Below are 15,255 nucleotides of genomic sequence, written 5' to 3' on the forward strand. Positions count from 1 at the left end.
TCCGCAAAGAAAAAATTAAAAAGTGATTGAAAAAAATTAGCCACGAACACACAAATTTTGCTAAAGAAATTAGACATTAAATTCGTGTATTTGTGGCAATGATAACAGATATTCCTCAATCATCTGTGAAAATCTGTATTATCTGTGGGAAACGACATCAAGCGTCGAGCTTCCATCACTCAACACTATAGAACATCCTGCAAATCTTCATTTTTCTGGAAAGTAGCTTTTGCAAACGGACAGAGAGGAATGATTTTTTTGTTGTTTTTTCTTGCAAATTCTACTGCTTTAATCAGCATTTCTTTTCCGACCCCTTTTCCATTATAGGCTTCTTCCACTTCGGTATGATCTATGATAAACCTGTCTTCGCCTGCCCATGTGTAGGTCATGAGTCCGGCTTTGTTTCCGTCGATTGAAGCTTCAAGGCTTCCGTGTTTTTTGTCGTCGTTTTGTTTTACTTCTATCATTTTTAAGAAAATTTTGTTTGAATTTCTATTGGGTTAGTCAGAATTTTATGTATCGGACAGGCATCTGCAATGGCATGAAGCCTTTTCAATTGTTCTTCGCTAAGATGGTTTCCGTCAAAACTGATGTTTCTTTTGAAAACTGCAAGTTTCGTTAAAGGGAAATTTTCAAGCTCTACTTCTACATTTATTGTCTCTACATCCCATTCTTTTCTGTCGATATACATTCTCAGCGTAGCCGCAGTACAGCTTGCCAAAGAAGTTGCCAGTATTTCAAAAGGGTTAAAACCTTTATTCTGACCGCCTTTGTCAAGAGGCTCATCGGTAATCAGGTGATTTTCGCCGGCTACAACTTCTGTATAATACTTTGTAGTTCCTAAGCTTGCTTTTACAGTTACTGCCATTCGTTTGATAAAGATTTTTATTTCAATAAAAATAATTTCCTGAAAAATAGAAATCAGGTTGTCACTATCAGAAATAAATTATCAGATTTCTAAAATACATAATAATTTTGACTTTATAATTTAAGAGAAAATCAAAAATTATTTTAAAGGAATATTGGCTAAAATATCTTTAGTGAACTCCCAGAATTTCTGTGTCGAAGAAATACTTGCTTTTTCATCCGGTGAATGAGCTCCTCTGATGGTCGGTCCAAAGCTTACCATTTCCATTTCAGGATAATTGGCTCCGATGATTCCGCACTCCAAACCTGCGTGACAGGCAACTACATGAGGTTTTTCGTTAAATTTTTCAGTGTAAATCTTTTCCATAAGCTGAACGATTGCGGAGCCGGGTTTAGGCTTCCATCCGGGATATGAACCGCTGAGTTCTACATTCATTCCGGCTAATTCTGCTACTGATTTGAGTTGCTCAGCTACTGAATTTTTTGAAGATTCTACCGAAGATCTTGATAGGTTTAAAATTTTTAAATCACCATTTTTAAGATCAACTCTTGCGACATTGTTGGACGCTTCAACCAGATCAGCAACATCGGGACTCATTCTGTATACGCCGTTGTGCAGAGATTTGAGTGTTAAAACTATTTTTTTAGAATCTGCTTCAGATACTGCTTTTTCTGTATTGCTTGTGTGTTCTATATTGATTTGAAGTCCGGGTTCTACAGAAGCAAATTCTTCAAGAATTTCTTTCTTTAATCCATTGGTTACGTTTTCAATAAACTCATTGGCATTTCTCACAGAAATGATGGCAAAAGCTTCTCTCGGGATGGCATTTCTAAGACTTCCGCCATCAATAGAAATCAATTGGATGTTTTGATTATTCAATCCTTCATATAAAAATCTTCCTAAAATAATGTTGGAATTTCCAAATCCTTTATGGATATCCATTCCGGAATGACCACCCTGCAAACCTTTTATCTCAATTCTTATCAACTGTCCTTTTGCTTCTTCTAACTCATAGGACTGGGTTATCGTTACATCAACTCCACCGGCACAGCCAATATCAATTTCATCATCTTCTTCGGTATCAAGATTGAGTAAAATCTGACCGGTTAATTGTCCTGGTTTCAATCCTAATGCTCCGGTCATCCCCGTTTCTTCATCAATGGTAAATAAAGCTTCCAAATCAGGATGAGGAATGTCTTTACTTTCTAAAACCGACATAATGGTTGCCACGCCTAAGCCGTTGTCCGCTCCCAAAGTAGTTCCTTTTGCCTTTACCCAGTCACCGTCTATTTCCATTTGAATTCCCTGAGTTTCAAAATCGAAGTTTACATCATTATTTTTTTGGCAGACCATATCCAGATGCGACTGCATGACAATAGATTGGCGGTTTTCCATTCCGGGAGTTGCCGGTTTCCTGATGATAACATTTCCTGTATCATCAACAGCGGTTTCGAGTCCTAGATTTTCACCAAATTCTTTGATAAATGCAATTACTTTTTCTTCTTTTTTTGAAGGTCTCGGAACGGCATTCAGTTTAGAAAAATTCTTCCAGATAATCTGAGGTTCTATGTTGGATAATTCCATAAAAATTTTATTTTTCTCAAATTTACGGATAAAAAAAATGCTCCCGAAATTCAGGAGCTGTATTTTTGCTAATTGCTAATTGCTAATTGCTAATTGCTAATTGCTAATTGCTAATTGCTAATTGCTAATTGCTAATTGCTAATTGCTAATTGCTTAACATCCGCATTCGCCGTAAATAGGAATTACGCTTTTGGTTCCGTCCGGTTTTTCTATCGTTAAGGTGCCTTCAAATAATAACGCCTCTTCGTTTTTTATTTTTTTTCCTTTTACAGATATTTTATAATTTTCGTTTTCGATTTCTTTAGACAGCTCATCATCGCCTTCCATATCGCTGGATGATATAAGATTCATTGCCATTCTTTTTCCGTCTAGCATCATATAAGCTGTTTTGCCGGCATCATCTGCATAAATATATTTTTCGTTAAGAAAATCTTCTCTGTTTTTAGAGAAAAAACAAGAGCATTCTTTTATTTCTTTAGGAAAAGAAAATGTTCCGATGGCGATAGCCGTATTTTGCAGATTTCCTTTTACAGAATCCTGAACGGTTTGTATGGAGTCTGTTTTTGTTGATTCCGAAATGTTTTCTTTCTCTTTTTTACAGGCAATCAGCATAAAAGCTGAAAATAAAATGATTAGATATTTCATTGATAAATTTTAAAAAATTTACAGTTTACAAATTGTAAGCCAACAGCTTATTTTTTATCCTCTTGATCTTTCCAGAAGAACCATCATCAATAAAGACAGAATAACAAGACTTTCATCTTCATCGTCTATGTCAATTAATCTTTCCAGCTGAAACCTTCTTCCAAACATAGAAGGCATCTTTTTGAGTCTGAAATAATCTTTGCCGTCAATTCCTTTTACGGTGTAGGAAGGATTAAGGAAATATCCTGTAAACATGCTGATAACCGGAATTTCTCCCACCATATTGTCAAAAATCTTCACCCATGGGTTGTCTTCTGTAATAGTGAATCTGTTCTGATCAGCCTGATCTAAAATATTGTAAGTAGATTTCCATATAGAACGCATTCCTTTTCTGGCAAGTCTCCCAAAGCTTTTTTCATCCACAATACTTTTGATAGAATAGGATGCATTAAAATCAATCCATTGGTTTGCCTGAATTCTGAAAAGTTCTTTGGTTTTGCTTTCATCGTTGAAAACGATCACATCTTCTTTCAGTTTAAACATTTTCTGACGTACATACGCCACATAGTTTCCATTTTTATCTGTAATATTGAAATCACTGGCAAGAGTGGTAATTTTAAATTTAAAATCAAGCGGATAGTTCAGGTGGTTCAATGTCATTCTGTTTTTTTTATCATTTCAAAGATAGTGGTTTTTTATATAAATTTCTCTTCTTGTTTAAGATAGATTTTAGCCTTATTTAGCTTCTGGTTATCAAGTATAATTGTTATTTTTGCAAATATGGATTATCCGAGTAAAGTATTGGCAAAAGCAGTTGACGAAATTTCAGGGCTTCCCGGAATAGGAAAGAAAACCGCTTTGCGCTTAGCTCTTCATCTTCTTAAGCAGCCCAGTTCCAGAGCGACGGGCTTGGGAAATTCTATCATCAGTCTTGTTAATGAAATAAAATACTGTAAAGAATGTCACAATTTTTCAGATTTTGAAATCTGCGACATTTGCAGCAGCCACAAAAGAAGTGATGAAGTAATTTGTATTGTGGAGGATGTACGGGACGTGATTGCGATTGAAAATACAGGGAAATATACAGGGAAGTATCTTATTCTGGGCGGTAAAATTTCTCCAATGGAAGGAGTGGGACCAAATCAGCTTAATATTCCGAGTATTGAGAAGAAGCTTAGTGCGGGAAATGCAAAAGAATTTATTTTTGCATTAAGCGCAACGATGGAAGGAGATACCACAGCTTATTATATTTACAAAAAATTCAAAAATTCGCATGTTAAATTTTCCAGTATTGCGAGAGGGATTTCAGTGGGTGATGAGCTGGAATATGCAGACGAAATTTCTTTGGGAAGGTCTATTGTCAACAGATTGCCCTATAATGAAAAAGACTAAATAATGGTGAAGCTTTCGTTTATTATCGTTAACTACAATGTTACACAGTTATTAAGAAGCTGTCTTCTTTCAATTCAGAAATATGGAGTTGAGGTAGAGTATGAGGTTATAGTGATAGATAATAATTCTACAGATGTATCATGGAAAAGTCTGATTAGTGAATTTCCTGATTTTGATTTTATAGCTTCTTCCACCAATGACGGTTTTTCTAAGGCGAATAATAAGGCAATACGGTCTGCAAAAGGAGAGTATCTTCTTCTTTTAAATCCCGATACAGAGCTTGAAGGGTTATATTTAAACAAAATTTTAGACTTTGCAGATTCTAAGCCGGAATTTGGTTGTCTCGGTGTAAGAATGCATGATGTGAATGGAAATTTTCTTCCTGAAAGTAAAAGATCAGTTCCTGATATGTTCAATTCTTTTGAAAAACTTTTTGCAGGATTTAAAAATAATAATTCAAAATCATACTACCGAAGCGATATCGGAGAATATGAAATTGCAGAGACTGAAGTGATCACAGGAGCTTTTTTTCTGGTAAAAAGGGAAATATATCATACTGTGGGAGGATTGGATGAGAATTATTTTATGTACGGAGAGGATATTGATATTTGCTATACTTTGCTGAATCACGGATTTAAAAATTACTATTATGGTAAAGCCTCAATTCTTCATCATAAGGGAGAAAGCACTATAAAGGATGAGGTTTATCTGCAGAGATTCTACGGAGCAATGCAGATTTTTATTGATAAATATTACAAAAACCAAAAACCTGTGCAGTATTCTTTTCTTAAAGTTGGTTTGAAGCTAAGATATAAAATCGAAAAAATAAAGTTTAAATAAAAAATGCAACTCAATTGAGTTGCATTTTATTATTCTTAGTTAAATTAATCTTATTTAGCAGGTACGTTTGCCGGAGCTGAATTAGTAGTAGAAGCTGGCGTTGTTTTATTCGCAGGAGCTTCCGTTTTAGCAGGAGCTGATGGAATAGGAGCTGCCGTTTTCTTTGGTTTACCTGTCACTACAACACTGATCAAAATTAAAACAATAATTACTGTTCCTAAAGTCCATGTAGATTTTTCCATAAAATCATTGGTTCTCTGTACACCAAACTGTGCAGAAGATGCTCCTCCGAATGTACTTGAAAGACCTCCGCCTTTTGGGTTTTGAGCCATAACAACGATTACCAGAAGCACGCAGGCAATCATAATAAGAACCATCAATAGTGTAAATATAGTATCCATTAATTTTGATATCTTTTTGAATGGGCAAATTTAATGTTTTTTTGCCGAACAGCAAAATAAGATCGGCATAAAAAATAAAAACGGCAGCTGAATGCTGCCGTTTAATTAAAAAATATATTGATTCTTATTTGAAGTCTGAGTCTTTAGCCTGATTTACTTCATAAGATTTTACCTTCATGGCCATATCCATTCCCATTTGATTTACAGTTATTGTATAAGGCATTTTCACACCGGCAACATCTTTGTAATCTGAAAAAGTTGTTGGTATTGTAAATGTTTGTCCCTGAGCGGTCATTGTTTTAGTTTCTCCGGTTTTAAGACCTGTTTTCACGCTGTAATAATAGGTGCTGTCTCCGGATTTAATGGCATAAGAATCTTCGCCGTTTATTTTTTCGATTCCTGCCAATTTATAATCTCCTGATTTAGCGAAACCAAGTTCTTCAAAAAGTTCAGTGTTTTTTAATCTGTCAGCAACTTCCTCTTTGGTCATTTCTGCCTTTTGTCCCATTTGTTCAGAATATCCGGTTTTTCCGTCGAATACCTGCTTTTGGAAAGTCATTCCATTGGCTGTGACAAGCTGTAATTCTTTACCTCCCTTTGCTTTAATGTTTTTAATATCAATATTTTGCCCCTGCATAGACATTGAAGCATTTACAGTGTAAGAATTAATTTTAGCAATATTTTCTTTACCTCCGATAGCTGTAATATATTTATCGGCAATAGAAGCAACAGTTACCCCGGCATCAACTTTTTGTACAGAAGGTTTGGCAACAGGATTTGCATTACTGTCGTAATATTTTACAGGATAACCTAATTTTTCCAGACTTTCAGAAATATCAGATGCTTTACCGGCAACAAAAATTCTGCTTTGATTTGGAGTAATGGTTGTTTTTACTGCATTAGAAACATCAGCTGCGGTTACTTTATCGATTGACTTCAGATAATTGGTATAGAAATCTTCCGGTAAATTTTGTACTTTTTGGTTTACTGCAAATCTTGCGATAGTAGAAGGTTGTTCCAAAGACATGATGAAACTTCCTTTAAGTTTTGCTTTTGCATTTTCAAGTTCATCCGGTTTTACTGTTGAGATAGCATTAAGCTCGTTCATAAACTCTTTTATTGCCTTGTCAGTCACTTCGTTTCTTACGCTTGCCTGCGCAGAAAATGAAGGAGAGTACTTGCTTGCACTCATGCTTGAGTAAGCTCCGTAAGTAAATCCGTTTTTCTCACGAAGATTCATGAAAAGTCTTGCTTCACCACCTCCTCCGAGAATGTAATTGGCAATAGTTGCAGGAAAATAGTTGGGATCTCTCATTTTCAGCGTGTTAAGATTTTCTACTGAAACTACTGATTGTACTGCGGTAGGAACATCTACTACGTTGATCTCTGTTTTGGCAACATTATTAGCCGGTTCAAGAGGCGGATATGTTGTTCCTGCTTTTTTCCAGTTAGCAAAAGCTTTTTCAACCATCGGTTTTACTTTTTCAAACTTTACATCACCTACAATTACAAGATACGCATTGTCTGGTGCATAGTGCTTCTTGTACACATTCTGTACATCCGATAATTGAATTTTGCTGATAGATTGTTCTGTTTCAAACTCTCCCCTTGAAGTGTTTTTTCCGTATGCTAATGCATTAGAAACTCTTGATGCAATAGCATCAGCACTTTTTTCTGAAGCTTTTAAGCCTTCAATTGATCTTTCTTTTGATTTTTGAATTTCGTCTGCAGAAAATTTAGGGTTGATAATCGCATCAGCCATTAAATTTAAAACTTGCGGAAAATATTTTGAAAGAGAATTGGACGCAGCACCTCCTGAGCTGAAGTTTAAATTAGCTCCCAGAAAGTCTACCTTTTTATTAAATTCGTCTTTGCTTAAAGTGGTGGTTCCGTTACCCAACTGATCTGCCATGATTTCGCTTACTCCGGCAATGTCCCCTTCATAATAAGGAGGTCTGTCCATTGAAAGGCTCATGTTTACTCTCGGTAACTTGTTGTTTTCCACAACCATTACGGTCATCCCGTTTTTAAGCTGAAAAGTTTTTGGTTTGGCAATGTTGATGACAGGAGTAGGTCCTGGCTTTGGCATTGCGTTCAAATCAATTTTTTGTGCTGAAAGCATTCCTGAGAATAAAAATGCTACGGCTATATATGTTAATTGCTTTTTCATTTGTAAAAATTTTAATGGATAATCTTCTTAAAACTTAAGTTTTTTAGATTATTTTTTTTCAGGTAAGTAATTAAGGATGATTCTTTGGTTAGAATTCAAATACTTTTTAGCCGCATTTTGAAGATCCTGTTTTGTGATAGATCTGTAAATATCAATTTCTTTATTGATTAAATTCGTATCTCCAAGCAAAACATTATAAGTAGCAAGCGATGAGGCTATCCCTTCTATACTTGAATTGGCATTTACAAACTGATTCTCATATTGGTTTTGAAGCTTTTGATAATCTTCATCAGAAATAAGAGTAGTCTGAAGCTTTTTAATCTCAGCATCAATGTCAGTCTGTAAAGTCTGTTTTGTAGTTGCTCCCATAGGAATAGCGAAGAAAGCAAAAATACCGTAATCTTCAAGACCTTGATTAAACGCTGCAACCTGAAGCGCTTTTTTCTCCTGATCTACCAGCTTTTTATAAAGCACAGAAGATTTCCCGCTGCTGAGGTAAGAAGAAAGCATATCTAATACATAAGCATCTTTTTCTTTATTCCCCGGAGTTCTGTAGGCGAAAACATAAGCAGGAAGCTGAATGTTAGGATCATAAGCTGTAACTTCTTTCTCCTTTGTTATTGGTTCATCCTTAGGGAAGCTTTTAGGGTAAACAGTTCCTTTCGGAATGCTTCCGTAGTATTCCTGAATCCATTTTTTTGTCTGCTCAGGCTTAATGTCACCTGCTACAACCAAAGTTGCATTATTCGGAACATAGTATTTCTTATAAAATGCCTGAAACTCTTCCAGTTTCGCTGCATTCAGATCTTCCATAGAACCAATAGTTGACCAATGATAAGGGTGCTTTGTAAAAAGATTTTTCTGTACATTGGTGAATAGATTTCCATAAGGCTGGTTATCCATTCTCAATCTCTTTTCTTCCTTTACAACTTCTCTTTGAGTATCTACACCAACCTGGTTGATTTGTGCATGACGAAGTCTCTCAGCCTCCATCCACAGACCCAGCTGTTCGTTATTGGAAGGAAATGTTTCGTAATAATACGTTCTGTCATTAGTTGTGTTGGCATTATTTTTTCCGCCGTTAGACGAAACAATTTTAAACCATTCTCCTCTTTTGATATTAGGAGTTCCTTCAAATAAAAGGTGTTCAAAGAAATGCGCAAAACCTGTTCTTCCCACTACTTCGTCTTTCGCCCCAACATGATACATAATACCCGTTGTTACTACAGGTGCAGAATTGTCCTGGTGAAGAATGACATGAAGACCGTTTGGTAAATCATATTCTTCAAACTTGATTTGCTGTGCGTTCAGCATTGCTCCAAAAAAGGCAGCCGCTGCAGCACTAAGAAGTCGTTTTTTCATAAATAGAAATTGTTTTGTCAATAAGTCTCAAAAATACATTATTTGTTACAATTTTGGAAAAACTTTTGCATACGTTTATGAACGAATTTTTTTTATACTCTTCAGGTATCTGTTTTTTTTAAATTATAGCTTATTAAATTAGTAAATAACAAGTAAATTTGACCTCCAAATCTGATAATGAAAAATACCCTACCTTCCAATATATCTTACGATTCACTTATAACCCTTTTTAGTCAGGCTCCTGTAGCAATGTCTCTTCTGATGGGAGATGATTATGTTATTCATACCGCTAATCCTAAAGTTCTTGAGCTTTGGGGAAAAGATGAATCATGTATTGGTAAACCATTGTTTGATGTTTTACCGGAAATAAAATCGCAGGGATTTGTAGAAATACTTGATAATGTCTACCGCAAAGGTGAAATCTTTAAAGGAGATAAGCTTTCGGTTTATTTGGATAAGCACGACTTATACGAAGAACATTTTTTTGATTTTATTTATTCACCGGTATATGATAAAAATCAGAAAAGCATCATTGGAGTAAGCGTTGTTGCCACAGAAGTTACAGATCAGGTTTTATCCGAAAGAAAGCTGAAGGAAAGCGAATACAGGTTTGAAGATCTTATTAAAAACTCAGATTATTCAATTGCTATTTACAGATCAAACGATCTAATTATAGAATTAGCCAATGATCCTATGCTGAAAACATGGGGTAAAGAGAAGTCTGTTATCGGAATGAAACTGGAAGATGCACTTCCTGAACTGGAAGGACAGCCGTTTATAGGTTTGCTTAAAGATATTTTTATCACTGGTAAAACGTACACTGCAAAAGAGGACAGGGTAGATCTTGTGGTAGATGGTAAGCTCCAGACATTTTATTATAATTTTTCTTATAAACCCTTAAAAAACTCTGATGGTCAAGTATACGCTATTTATAATGTTGCAGTAGATGTGACTCATTCTGTAAACGCCAGAAAAGAAATCCAAAAAAATGAAGAGAAACTGAGGGAAATGGCCAACTCAATGCCTCAGATTGTCTGGACTACGGATCCTAAAGGAAGATTGCAGTACATGAACGAAAAGTGGTTTGATTTTACTGATACCAATCCAGAAATAAATCTTACCGAATCAGTAAAGAATATGATAAGACCACAGGTTTTTGAAAAATTTGATGAAATTTGGAAAGAGTGTGTAAAAACAGGAAAGCCTTTTGAGGTGGAGCATGAATTTCGTAATCCATCTGATGAAGAATATCGTTGGTTTCTTGCCAGAGCCGTACCTGTTTTTAATGAAAAGAATGAAATTAAAGAATGGATAGGCACTTTTACTGATATTGATGATTTTAAAAAATTGCAGACTCAGAAAGATAATTTTCTCGGCATCGCAAGTCATGAGCTAAAAACTCCGCTTACAAGTTTAAAGCTTTATACACAGGTTATAGAACGCAATCTTTTGCTCAATGGAGATCAAAGAAATGCAACAATTGCCTCAAAAATGGATACTCAGATTGAACTTCTCAATGGACTTGTGAGAGATTTGCTGGATGTTACGAAGATTCAGAATGGGCAGATTCAGCTTAATGAGTCTTATTTTGATTTTGATGAATTGATTGATGAGGTGGTAGCAGAGCAGCAAATGGCATCAAGACATAAAATTATTGTTCAGAAAGCAAATGTTGGTAAAATTTTTGCGGATCGCCACAGGGTTGCACAGGTGATGAGCAATTTGATCTGCAATGCAACAAAATATTCTCCCGAAGCAGATGAAGTTCATGTAAAAGCATCATCATCAAATGATAATATTCTTTTTAGCGTAAAAGATTTCGGAATCGGGATTCCGCCAGAAAAGCAGCCTAAAGTTTTTGAGCAATACTACCGTGTCAGTGGTTCCAAAGAACATACTTTTCCAGGCTTAGGTTTGGGGCTTTACATTTCATCTGAAATCATTAAAAGATCGGGAGGTAAAATTTACGTCAATTCTATTGAAGGAAAAGGGTCTGATTTTTGCTTCCAGATTCCAAAACACAAACAATAATAACGCAAAAAAAATAAAAAATGTCTGATTCGCTGAAGGTATTAGTAGTGGATGATAGTCCTGCAATAGTAGATTCAATAGGGATGATGCTGGATTTTGAAGGTTTCCGGGTAGAAAAATTTTATAAAGGATCTGATATGTTCAAAACACTGAGTCCGGACTCTAAACCCGATGTAATCCTCATGGATATGTGGCTTTCCGGGGAAGATGGAAGAGATATCTGCAAAATGGTAAAAACTGATGACGACCTGAAAAATATTCCTGTTTTAATAATGTCTGCAAGTCGGGGATTAGAGCAGTCAGCTCTTGATGCCGGTGCTGACGCATTTATTGCAAAGCCTTTTGATATCAATGATATGATTGAGAAAATAAAACTTCACTCTAAATAAACCAGTGAAAATCTAATCAGCCAAACAAAGCTGATTTTTTTATTTTATATCAAACGAAGATTCATCTTTCACGGATCTAATTTGAATTCTCCTTATAAAACACTATTTTTGTTTTCCAAATTTTTTTTGCAGTATGGATTATCTGAATGGACTGAATGAATCACAATATGAAGCTGTTACAACGCTGGAAGGACCTTTGATGGTACTTGCAGGAGCTGGTTCCGGGAAAACGCGTGTTCTTACCATGCGGATTGCTCATTTGATCACTAATGGAGTAGACCCCTTCAATATTTTGGCACTTACCTTTACCAATAAGGCAGCGAAAGAAATGAAAGAACGTATTGCAAAAGTTGTAGGACAAAGCAATGCGAGAAGCCTTTGGATGGGAACATTTCACTCAGTTTTTGCAAGAATTCTCAGAAGTGAAGCTCATTACCTGGGGTATCCTTCCAATTTTACCATTTACGATCAACAGGATGCGCTGAATGTGATTAAAAAAGTAGTTAAAGACCTGAATATTGATGCAGATTTGTACAAGCCGAAGAAAGTTCAGGCAAGGATTTCAACTTACAAAAACAATCTTATTACCGTAAAAGCTTATTACAATAACCCGGAATTACTGGAAGCTGACGAAAAAGCCAACATGAAATTCCTTGGTAAAATTTATGAAAAATATGTAGAGGCCTGCTTCAGAAACGGCTCAATGGATTTTGACGATTTATTGTTAAAAACCAATGAATTGCTGACTAGATTTCCTGAAGTTTTAGCAAAATATCAGGACAGATTCAGATACATTCTGGTGGATGAGTATCAGGATACCAATCATTCTCAGTACTTAATTGTAAAAGCTTTAGCCTCAAAATTTGAAAATATCTGTGTTGTAGGAGATGATGCTCAGTCTATTTATTCTTTCCGAGGAGCGAATATTTATAATATTTTAAATTTCAAAAAAGATTATCCCGATGCAGTAACTGTTTCATTAGAACAGAATTACCGTTCTACCCAGAATATTGTGAATGCTGCCAATGTAGTGATTGCCAAAAACCTTCAGCAGTTTAAGAAAAATGTTTTCAGTGAAAACGAAGAAGGGGAAAAAATAAAAGTGTATCGCTCCCTTTCTGACGCTGATGAAGCCAATTTTGTTGCCGGAAATATCTGGGAAATTCATAATCGGGATCAAAGGAAATTTGGTGAATTTGCAATCTTATACCGTACCAATTCTCAAACGAGAGCGTTTGAAGATGCTTTAAGAAGAAAAAATATTCCTTACAAAGTATATGGTGGTCTTTCTTTTTATCAAAGAAAAGAAGTGAAAGATTTAATCGCTTATCTGCGACTTTTAGTCAATGAAAATGATTCTGAAGCTTTGATGAGGATCATCAATTACCCTGCAAGAGGAATTGGCGAAACTACTCAAAATAAATTAATTGTTTTTGCAGATTCTCAGAATGTTTCAGTATCAAAAGTTTTAGGTAATCTGCCCATTTATGCTCCGCATATGGGTTTTAACAACGGAGTCATTACCAAGCTGAATGATTTCTGGTCGATGATCAAAGCTTTTCAGGTTTTGCTTAAAACAGAAACAGCGTACAATGTTGCCATGGAAGTGGCGAAAAGGAGTGGCTTGATTAAATTTCTAAAAGACGATCAAACCCCTGAAGGAATATCAAGAGTAGAAAACGTACAGGAATTGATGAACTCTATGCAGGGTTTTATTGAGGAGCAAATGCAGCTGGAAGACGGTGATCCGAGTTTACCCAATTTTCTGGAAAACATTGCGCTTTCCGCAGATACACAAAAGAAAGATGATGCGGATGATGCTGTTTCTCTGATGACGATTCACCTTTCAAAAGGTCTGGAATTTCCGGTTGTGCATCTGGTAGGTTTAGAAGAAAATCTTTTTCCAAGCTTTATGAGTTCTGCAACAAGAGAGGATCTTGAGGAAGAAAGGAGATTGTTTTATGTAGCTTTAACCAGAGCCGAAAAACAGGCGTTTTTCTCCTATGCTGTGTCAAGATTCCAATGGGGGAAGATTACCGATGCAGAACCATCAAGATTTTTGAGTGAAGTGGATGAGGAATATATCGAATTTTTAAATCCGGCGATGCAGGGCAGATTTATCAATAATTCCGGTGTTACTTCCAATATTTTTGATGAGCATCCTTCGGAAATCCGCAGCTTCAAAAAAGTTGAGAAAAAAACCATTACTAAAGCGGATAAAGACAAACCTATCGCTGAGCCAAGAAAACTTAAGCCTGTAAGTACAGCTAAAATTATCAATCCGAGTGGTGCTTCTTCTCAGGATATTGAGGTAGGAGACAAGGTGAGACATGATCGTTTTGGCGTTGGTGAAGTTGCTTTTTTAGATGGAACAGATCCACAGAACATTAAAGCGAAGGTAATTTTCCTTCATGAGGGTGAAAAAAATCTTATTCTGAAATACGCAAAACTAACGAAGATTTAAAAAATCAATCTATTTTTTTTAAAATAATTGGTACAGAAATCTGTACAGTGTATCTATTGGCTTAAAACTAAGCATGAATATCAAATTTATATCTTTGAACTCCAAAATATTTAAAATGAAAAAACTTTTTTTTATTCTTTTTTTTAATTTCATTTCATTTCAAATCTTTGCGCAGGATTATAAGACTGTCAACAATATTCATTATTATGACGAAAAAGCAAATAAGTCTGATACCTACATCAATGAAAGGTGTGTTTTGGATATTTATATTCCACAGAATATCAAAGATTTTCCAACAGTAATATGGTTTCACGGCGGAGGAATCACTGGAGGTGAAAAGTTTATTCCTGAAGAGCTGAAAAATCAGGGGATTGCTGTCATCGCTGTAAATTACAGATTGTCGCCAAAAGTAAAAGCCCCTAAATACGTTGAAGATGCAGCAGCTGCAACGAACTGGGTTTTTAATAATATTAAAAAATACGGAGGCAGTGATGAGAAGATTTTCATTACAGGTCACTCTGCAGGAGGTTATCTTGCAGCAATGGTAGGTTTAGATAAATCTTATTTGAATAAATATCATATTGATGCCAATAAATTAGCCGGAATTATACCTTTTAGCGGACAGATGATTTCGCATTTTACCACCAGAAAAGAAAAAGGAATTGGCGAACTTGATGCAAGAATAGACGAAATGGCTCCTCTGTATTTTATACGTGCAGATGCGCCTCCTTTACTTCTGATTACCGGAGACAGAGAGAAAGAACTAATGGGAAGATACGAGGAAAATGCCTATATGTGGAGAATGATGAAACTGAAAGGTCATAAAGAAACTACTTTATACGAATTGCAGGGCTTCGATCACGGTGCAATGGCACATCCTGCTTTTCCTTTGCTTCTGAACGAAATTAAAAGAGTGGAAAAACTGAAAGATAAGTAAAGGCAAAAAATATTTTTAGATTTTATAATCTTTCTCAAATCTTTGTAAATTTCATCTTTAGAATATTCTCCAAAATAATTACTATAACCTGAGTTCGGTTTAAGCAAAGTTTAAAAATAGTTGACCGTCATTTACCTTTTTCAAGTTGAGTGACGGTTTCTTTGGAAAGAAA

General features: G+C 35.5%; 14 protein-coding genes. 6 read left to right on the forward strand and 8 right to left on the reverse strand.

Features of this window, described 5'->3' with window-relative positions; translation table 11 throughout:
• Positions 1–185: 185 nt before the first annotated feature.
• The 5 genes from FOL89_RS12100 to FOL89_RS12120 all read right to left on the reverse strand — a co-directional run bounded on the left by FOL89_RS12100 (position 186) and on the right by FOL89_RS12120 (position 3,757).
• Entirely contained in the window at positions 186–467 is a 282-nt protein-coding gene (locus FOL89_RS12100; protein ID WP_185146974.1) for a GNAT family N-acetyltransferase, read from the reverse strand.
• A gap of 2 nt (positions 468–469) precedes the next feature.
• On the reverse strand, positions 470–868 hold the full coding sequence (locus FOL89_RS12105; RefSeq protein ID WP_144283054.1) for an OsmC family protein: 399 nt from the start codon (positions 866–868) through the stop codon (positions 470–472).
• A gap of 138 nt (positions 869–1,006) precedes the next feature.
• A complete protein-coding gene (locus FOL89_RS12110; protein ID WP_144283055.1) occupies positions 1,007–2,452 on the reverse strand; it encodes an aminoacyl-histidine dipeptidase in 1,446 nt (481 codons plus the stop codon).
• 153 nt (positions 2,453–2,605) lie between these two features.
• Positions 2,606–3,097: a hypothetical protein gene (locus tag FOL89_RS12115; RefSeq protein WP_144283056.1), complete on the reverse strand. Its 492-nt coding sequence runs from the start codon at positions 3,095–3,097 to the stop codon at positions 2,606–2,608.
• A 54-nt stretch (positions 3,098–3,151) separates the two neighbouring features.
• Positions 3,152–3,757 (reverse strand): LURP-one-related/scramblase family protein, encoded by a 606-nt coding sequence (locus tag FOL89_RS12120; protein WP_144283057.1) that lies wholly within the window; start codon positions 3,755–3,757, stop codon positions 3,152–3,154.
• 120 nt (positions 3,758–3,877) lie between these two features.
• Between FOL89_RS12120 and recR the strand changes: the two genes are divergently transcribed.
• Both recR and FOL89_RS12130 read left to right on the forward strand, forming a co-directional pair.
• Positions 3,878–4,489 carry a recombination mediator RecR gene (gene recR, locus FOL89_RS12125; protein WP_144283058.1) on the forward strand — a complete coding sequence of 204 codons (612 nt, stop codon included), beginning with the start codon at positions 3,878–3,880 and terminating at the stop codon, positions 4,487–4,489.
• Positions 4,490–5,329: a glycosyltransferase family 2 protein gene (locus FOL89_RS12130; protein WP_144283059.1), complete on the forward strand. Its 840-nt coding sequence runs from the start codon at positions 4,490–4,492 to the stop codon at positions 5,327–5,329.
• A 50-nt stretch (positions 5,330–5,379) separates the two neighbouring features.
• Here FOL89_RS12130 and secG read toward each other — a convergent pair whose 3' ends face one another.
• From secG to FOL89_RS12145, 3 genes are all read right to left on the reverse strand, one after another.
• Positions 5,380–5,730, reverse strand: a complete 351-nt coding sequence (secG, locus tag FOL89_RS12135; protein ID WP_144283060.1) for a preprotein translocase subunit SecG — start codon at positions 5,728–5,730, stop codon at positions 5,380–5,382.
• Between the two features lie 124 nt (positions 5,731–5,854).
• Entirely contained in the window at positions 5,855–7,900 is a 2,046-nt protein-coding gene (locus FOL89_RS12140; RefSeq protein WP_144283061.1) for a M16 family metallopeptidase, read from the reverse strand.
• Positions 7,901–7,948: 48 nt separating this feature from the next.
• A complete protein-coding gene (locus FOL89_RS12145; RefSeq protein ID WP_144283062.1) occupies positions 7,949–9,262 on the reverse strand; it encodes a M16 family metallopeptidase in 1,314 nt (437 codons plus the stop codon).
• Positions 9,263–9,439: 177 nt separating this feature from the next.
• Here FOL89_RS12145 and FOL89_RS12150 point away from each other — a divergent pair, with 177 nt between their 5' ends.
• From FOL89_RS12150 to FOL89_RS12165, 4 genes are all read left to right on the forward strand, one after another.
• Positions 9,440–11,293 carry a PAS domain-containing sensor histidine kinase gene (locus FOL89_RS12150; RefSeq protein ID WP_144283063.1) on the forward strand — a complete coding sequence of 618 codons (1,854 nt, stop codon included), beginning with the start codon at positions 9,440–9,442 and terminating at the stop codon, positions 11,291–11,293.
• Positions 11,294–11,313: 20 nt separating this feature from the next.
• Complete coding sequence (locus FOL89_RS12155) at positions 11,314–11,682, forward strand: response regulator (protein WP_144283064.1); 369 nt, start codon at positions 11,314–11,316, stop codon at positions 11,680–11,682.
• Positions 11,683–11,815: 133 nt separating this feature from the next.
• Positions 11,816–14,146 (forward strand): ATP-dependent helicase, encoded by a 2,331-nt coding sequence (locus FOL89_RS12160; RefSeq protein ID WP_144283065.1) that lies wholly within the window; start codon positions 11,816–11,818, stop codon positions 14,144–14,146.
• Positions 14,147–14,261: 115 nt separating this feature from the next.
• Complete coding sequence (locus FOL89_RS12165) at positions 14,262–15,083, forward strand: alpha/beta hydrolase (RefSeq protein WP_144283066.1); 822 nt, start codon at positions 14,262–14,264, stop codon at positions 15,081–15,083.
• The last annotated feature ends 172 nt before the right edge of the window (positions 15,084–15,255 follow it).

The sequence above is a fragment of the Chryseobacterium echinoideorum genome, assembly GCF_007474535.1.
Classification (GTDB): Bacteria; Bacteroidota; Bacteroidia; order Flavobacteriales; family Weeksellaceae; genus Chryseobacterium; species Chryseobacterium echinoideorum.

Bases quoted from the DNA above. Each gene is read 5' to 3' on its own strand.
- FOL89_RS12100 (WP_185146974.1), bottom strand. From the start codon at position 467: ATGATAGAAGTAAAACAAAACGACGACAAAAAACACGGAAGCCTTGAA.
- FOL89_RS12105 (WP_144283054.1), bottom strand. From the start codon at position 868: ATGGCAGTAACTGTAAAAGCAAGCTTAGGAACTACAAAGTATTATACA.
- FOL89_RS12110 (WP_144283055.1), bottom strand. From the start codon at position 2,452: ATGGAATTATCCAACATAGAACCTCAGATTATCTGGAAGAATTTTTCT.
- FOL89_RS12115 (WP_144283056.1), bottom strand. From the start codon at position 3,097: ATGAAATATCTAATCATTTTATTTTCAGCTTTTATGCTGATTGCCTGT.
- FOL89_RS12120 (WP_144283057.1), bottom strand. From the start codon at position 3,757: ATGACATTGAACCACCTGAACTATCCGCTTGATTTTAAATTTAAAATT.
- recR (WP_144283058.1), top strand. From the start codon at position 3,878: ATGGATTATCCGAGTAAAGTATTGGCAAAAGCAGTTGACGAAATTTCA.
- secG (WP_144283060.1), bottom strand. From the start codon at position 5,730: ATGGATACTATATTTACACTATTGATGGTTCTTATTATGATTGCCTGC.
- FOL89_RS12140 (WP_144283061.1), bottom strand. From the start codon at position 7,900: ATGAAAAAGCAATTAACATATATAGCCGTAGCATTTTTATTCTCAGGA.
- FOL89_RS12145 (WP_144283062.1), bottom strand. From the start codon at position 9,262: ATGAAAAAACGACTTCTTAGTGCTGCAGCGGCTGCCTTTTTTGGAGCA.
- FOL89_RS12150 (WP_144283063.1), top strand. From the start codon at position 9,440: ATGAAAAATACCCTACCTTCCAATATATCTTACGATTCACTTATAACC.
- FOL89_RS12155 (WP_144283064.1), top strand. From the start codon at position 11,314: ATGTCTGATTCGCTGAAGGTATTAGTAGTGGATGATAGTCCTGCAATA.
- FOL89_RS12160 (WP_144283065.1), top strand. From the start codon at position 11,816: ATGGATTATCTGAATGGACTGAATGAATCACAATATGAAGCTGTTACA.
- FOL89_RS12165 (WP_144283066.1), top strand. From the start codon at position 14,262: ATGAAAAAACTTTTTTTTATTCTTTTTTTTAATTTCATTTCATTTCAA.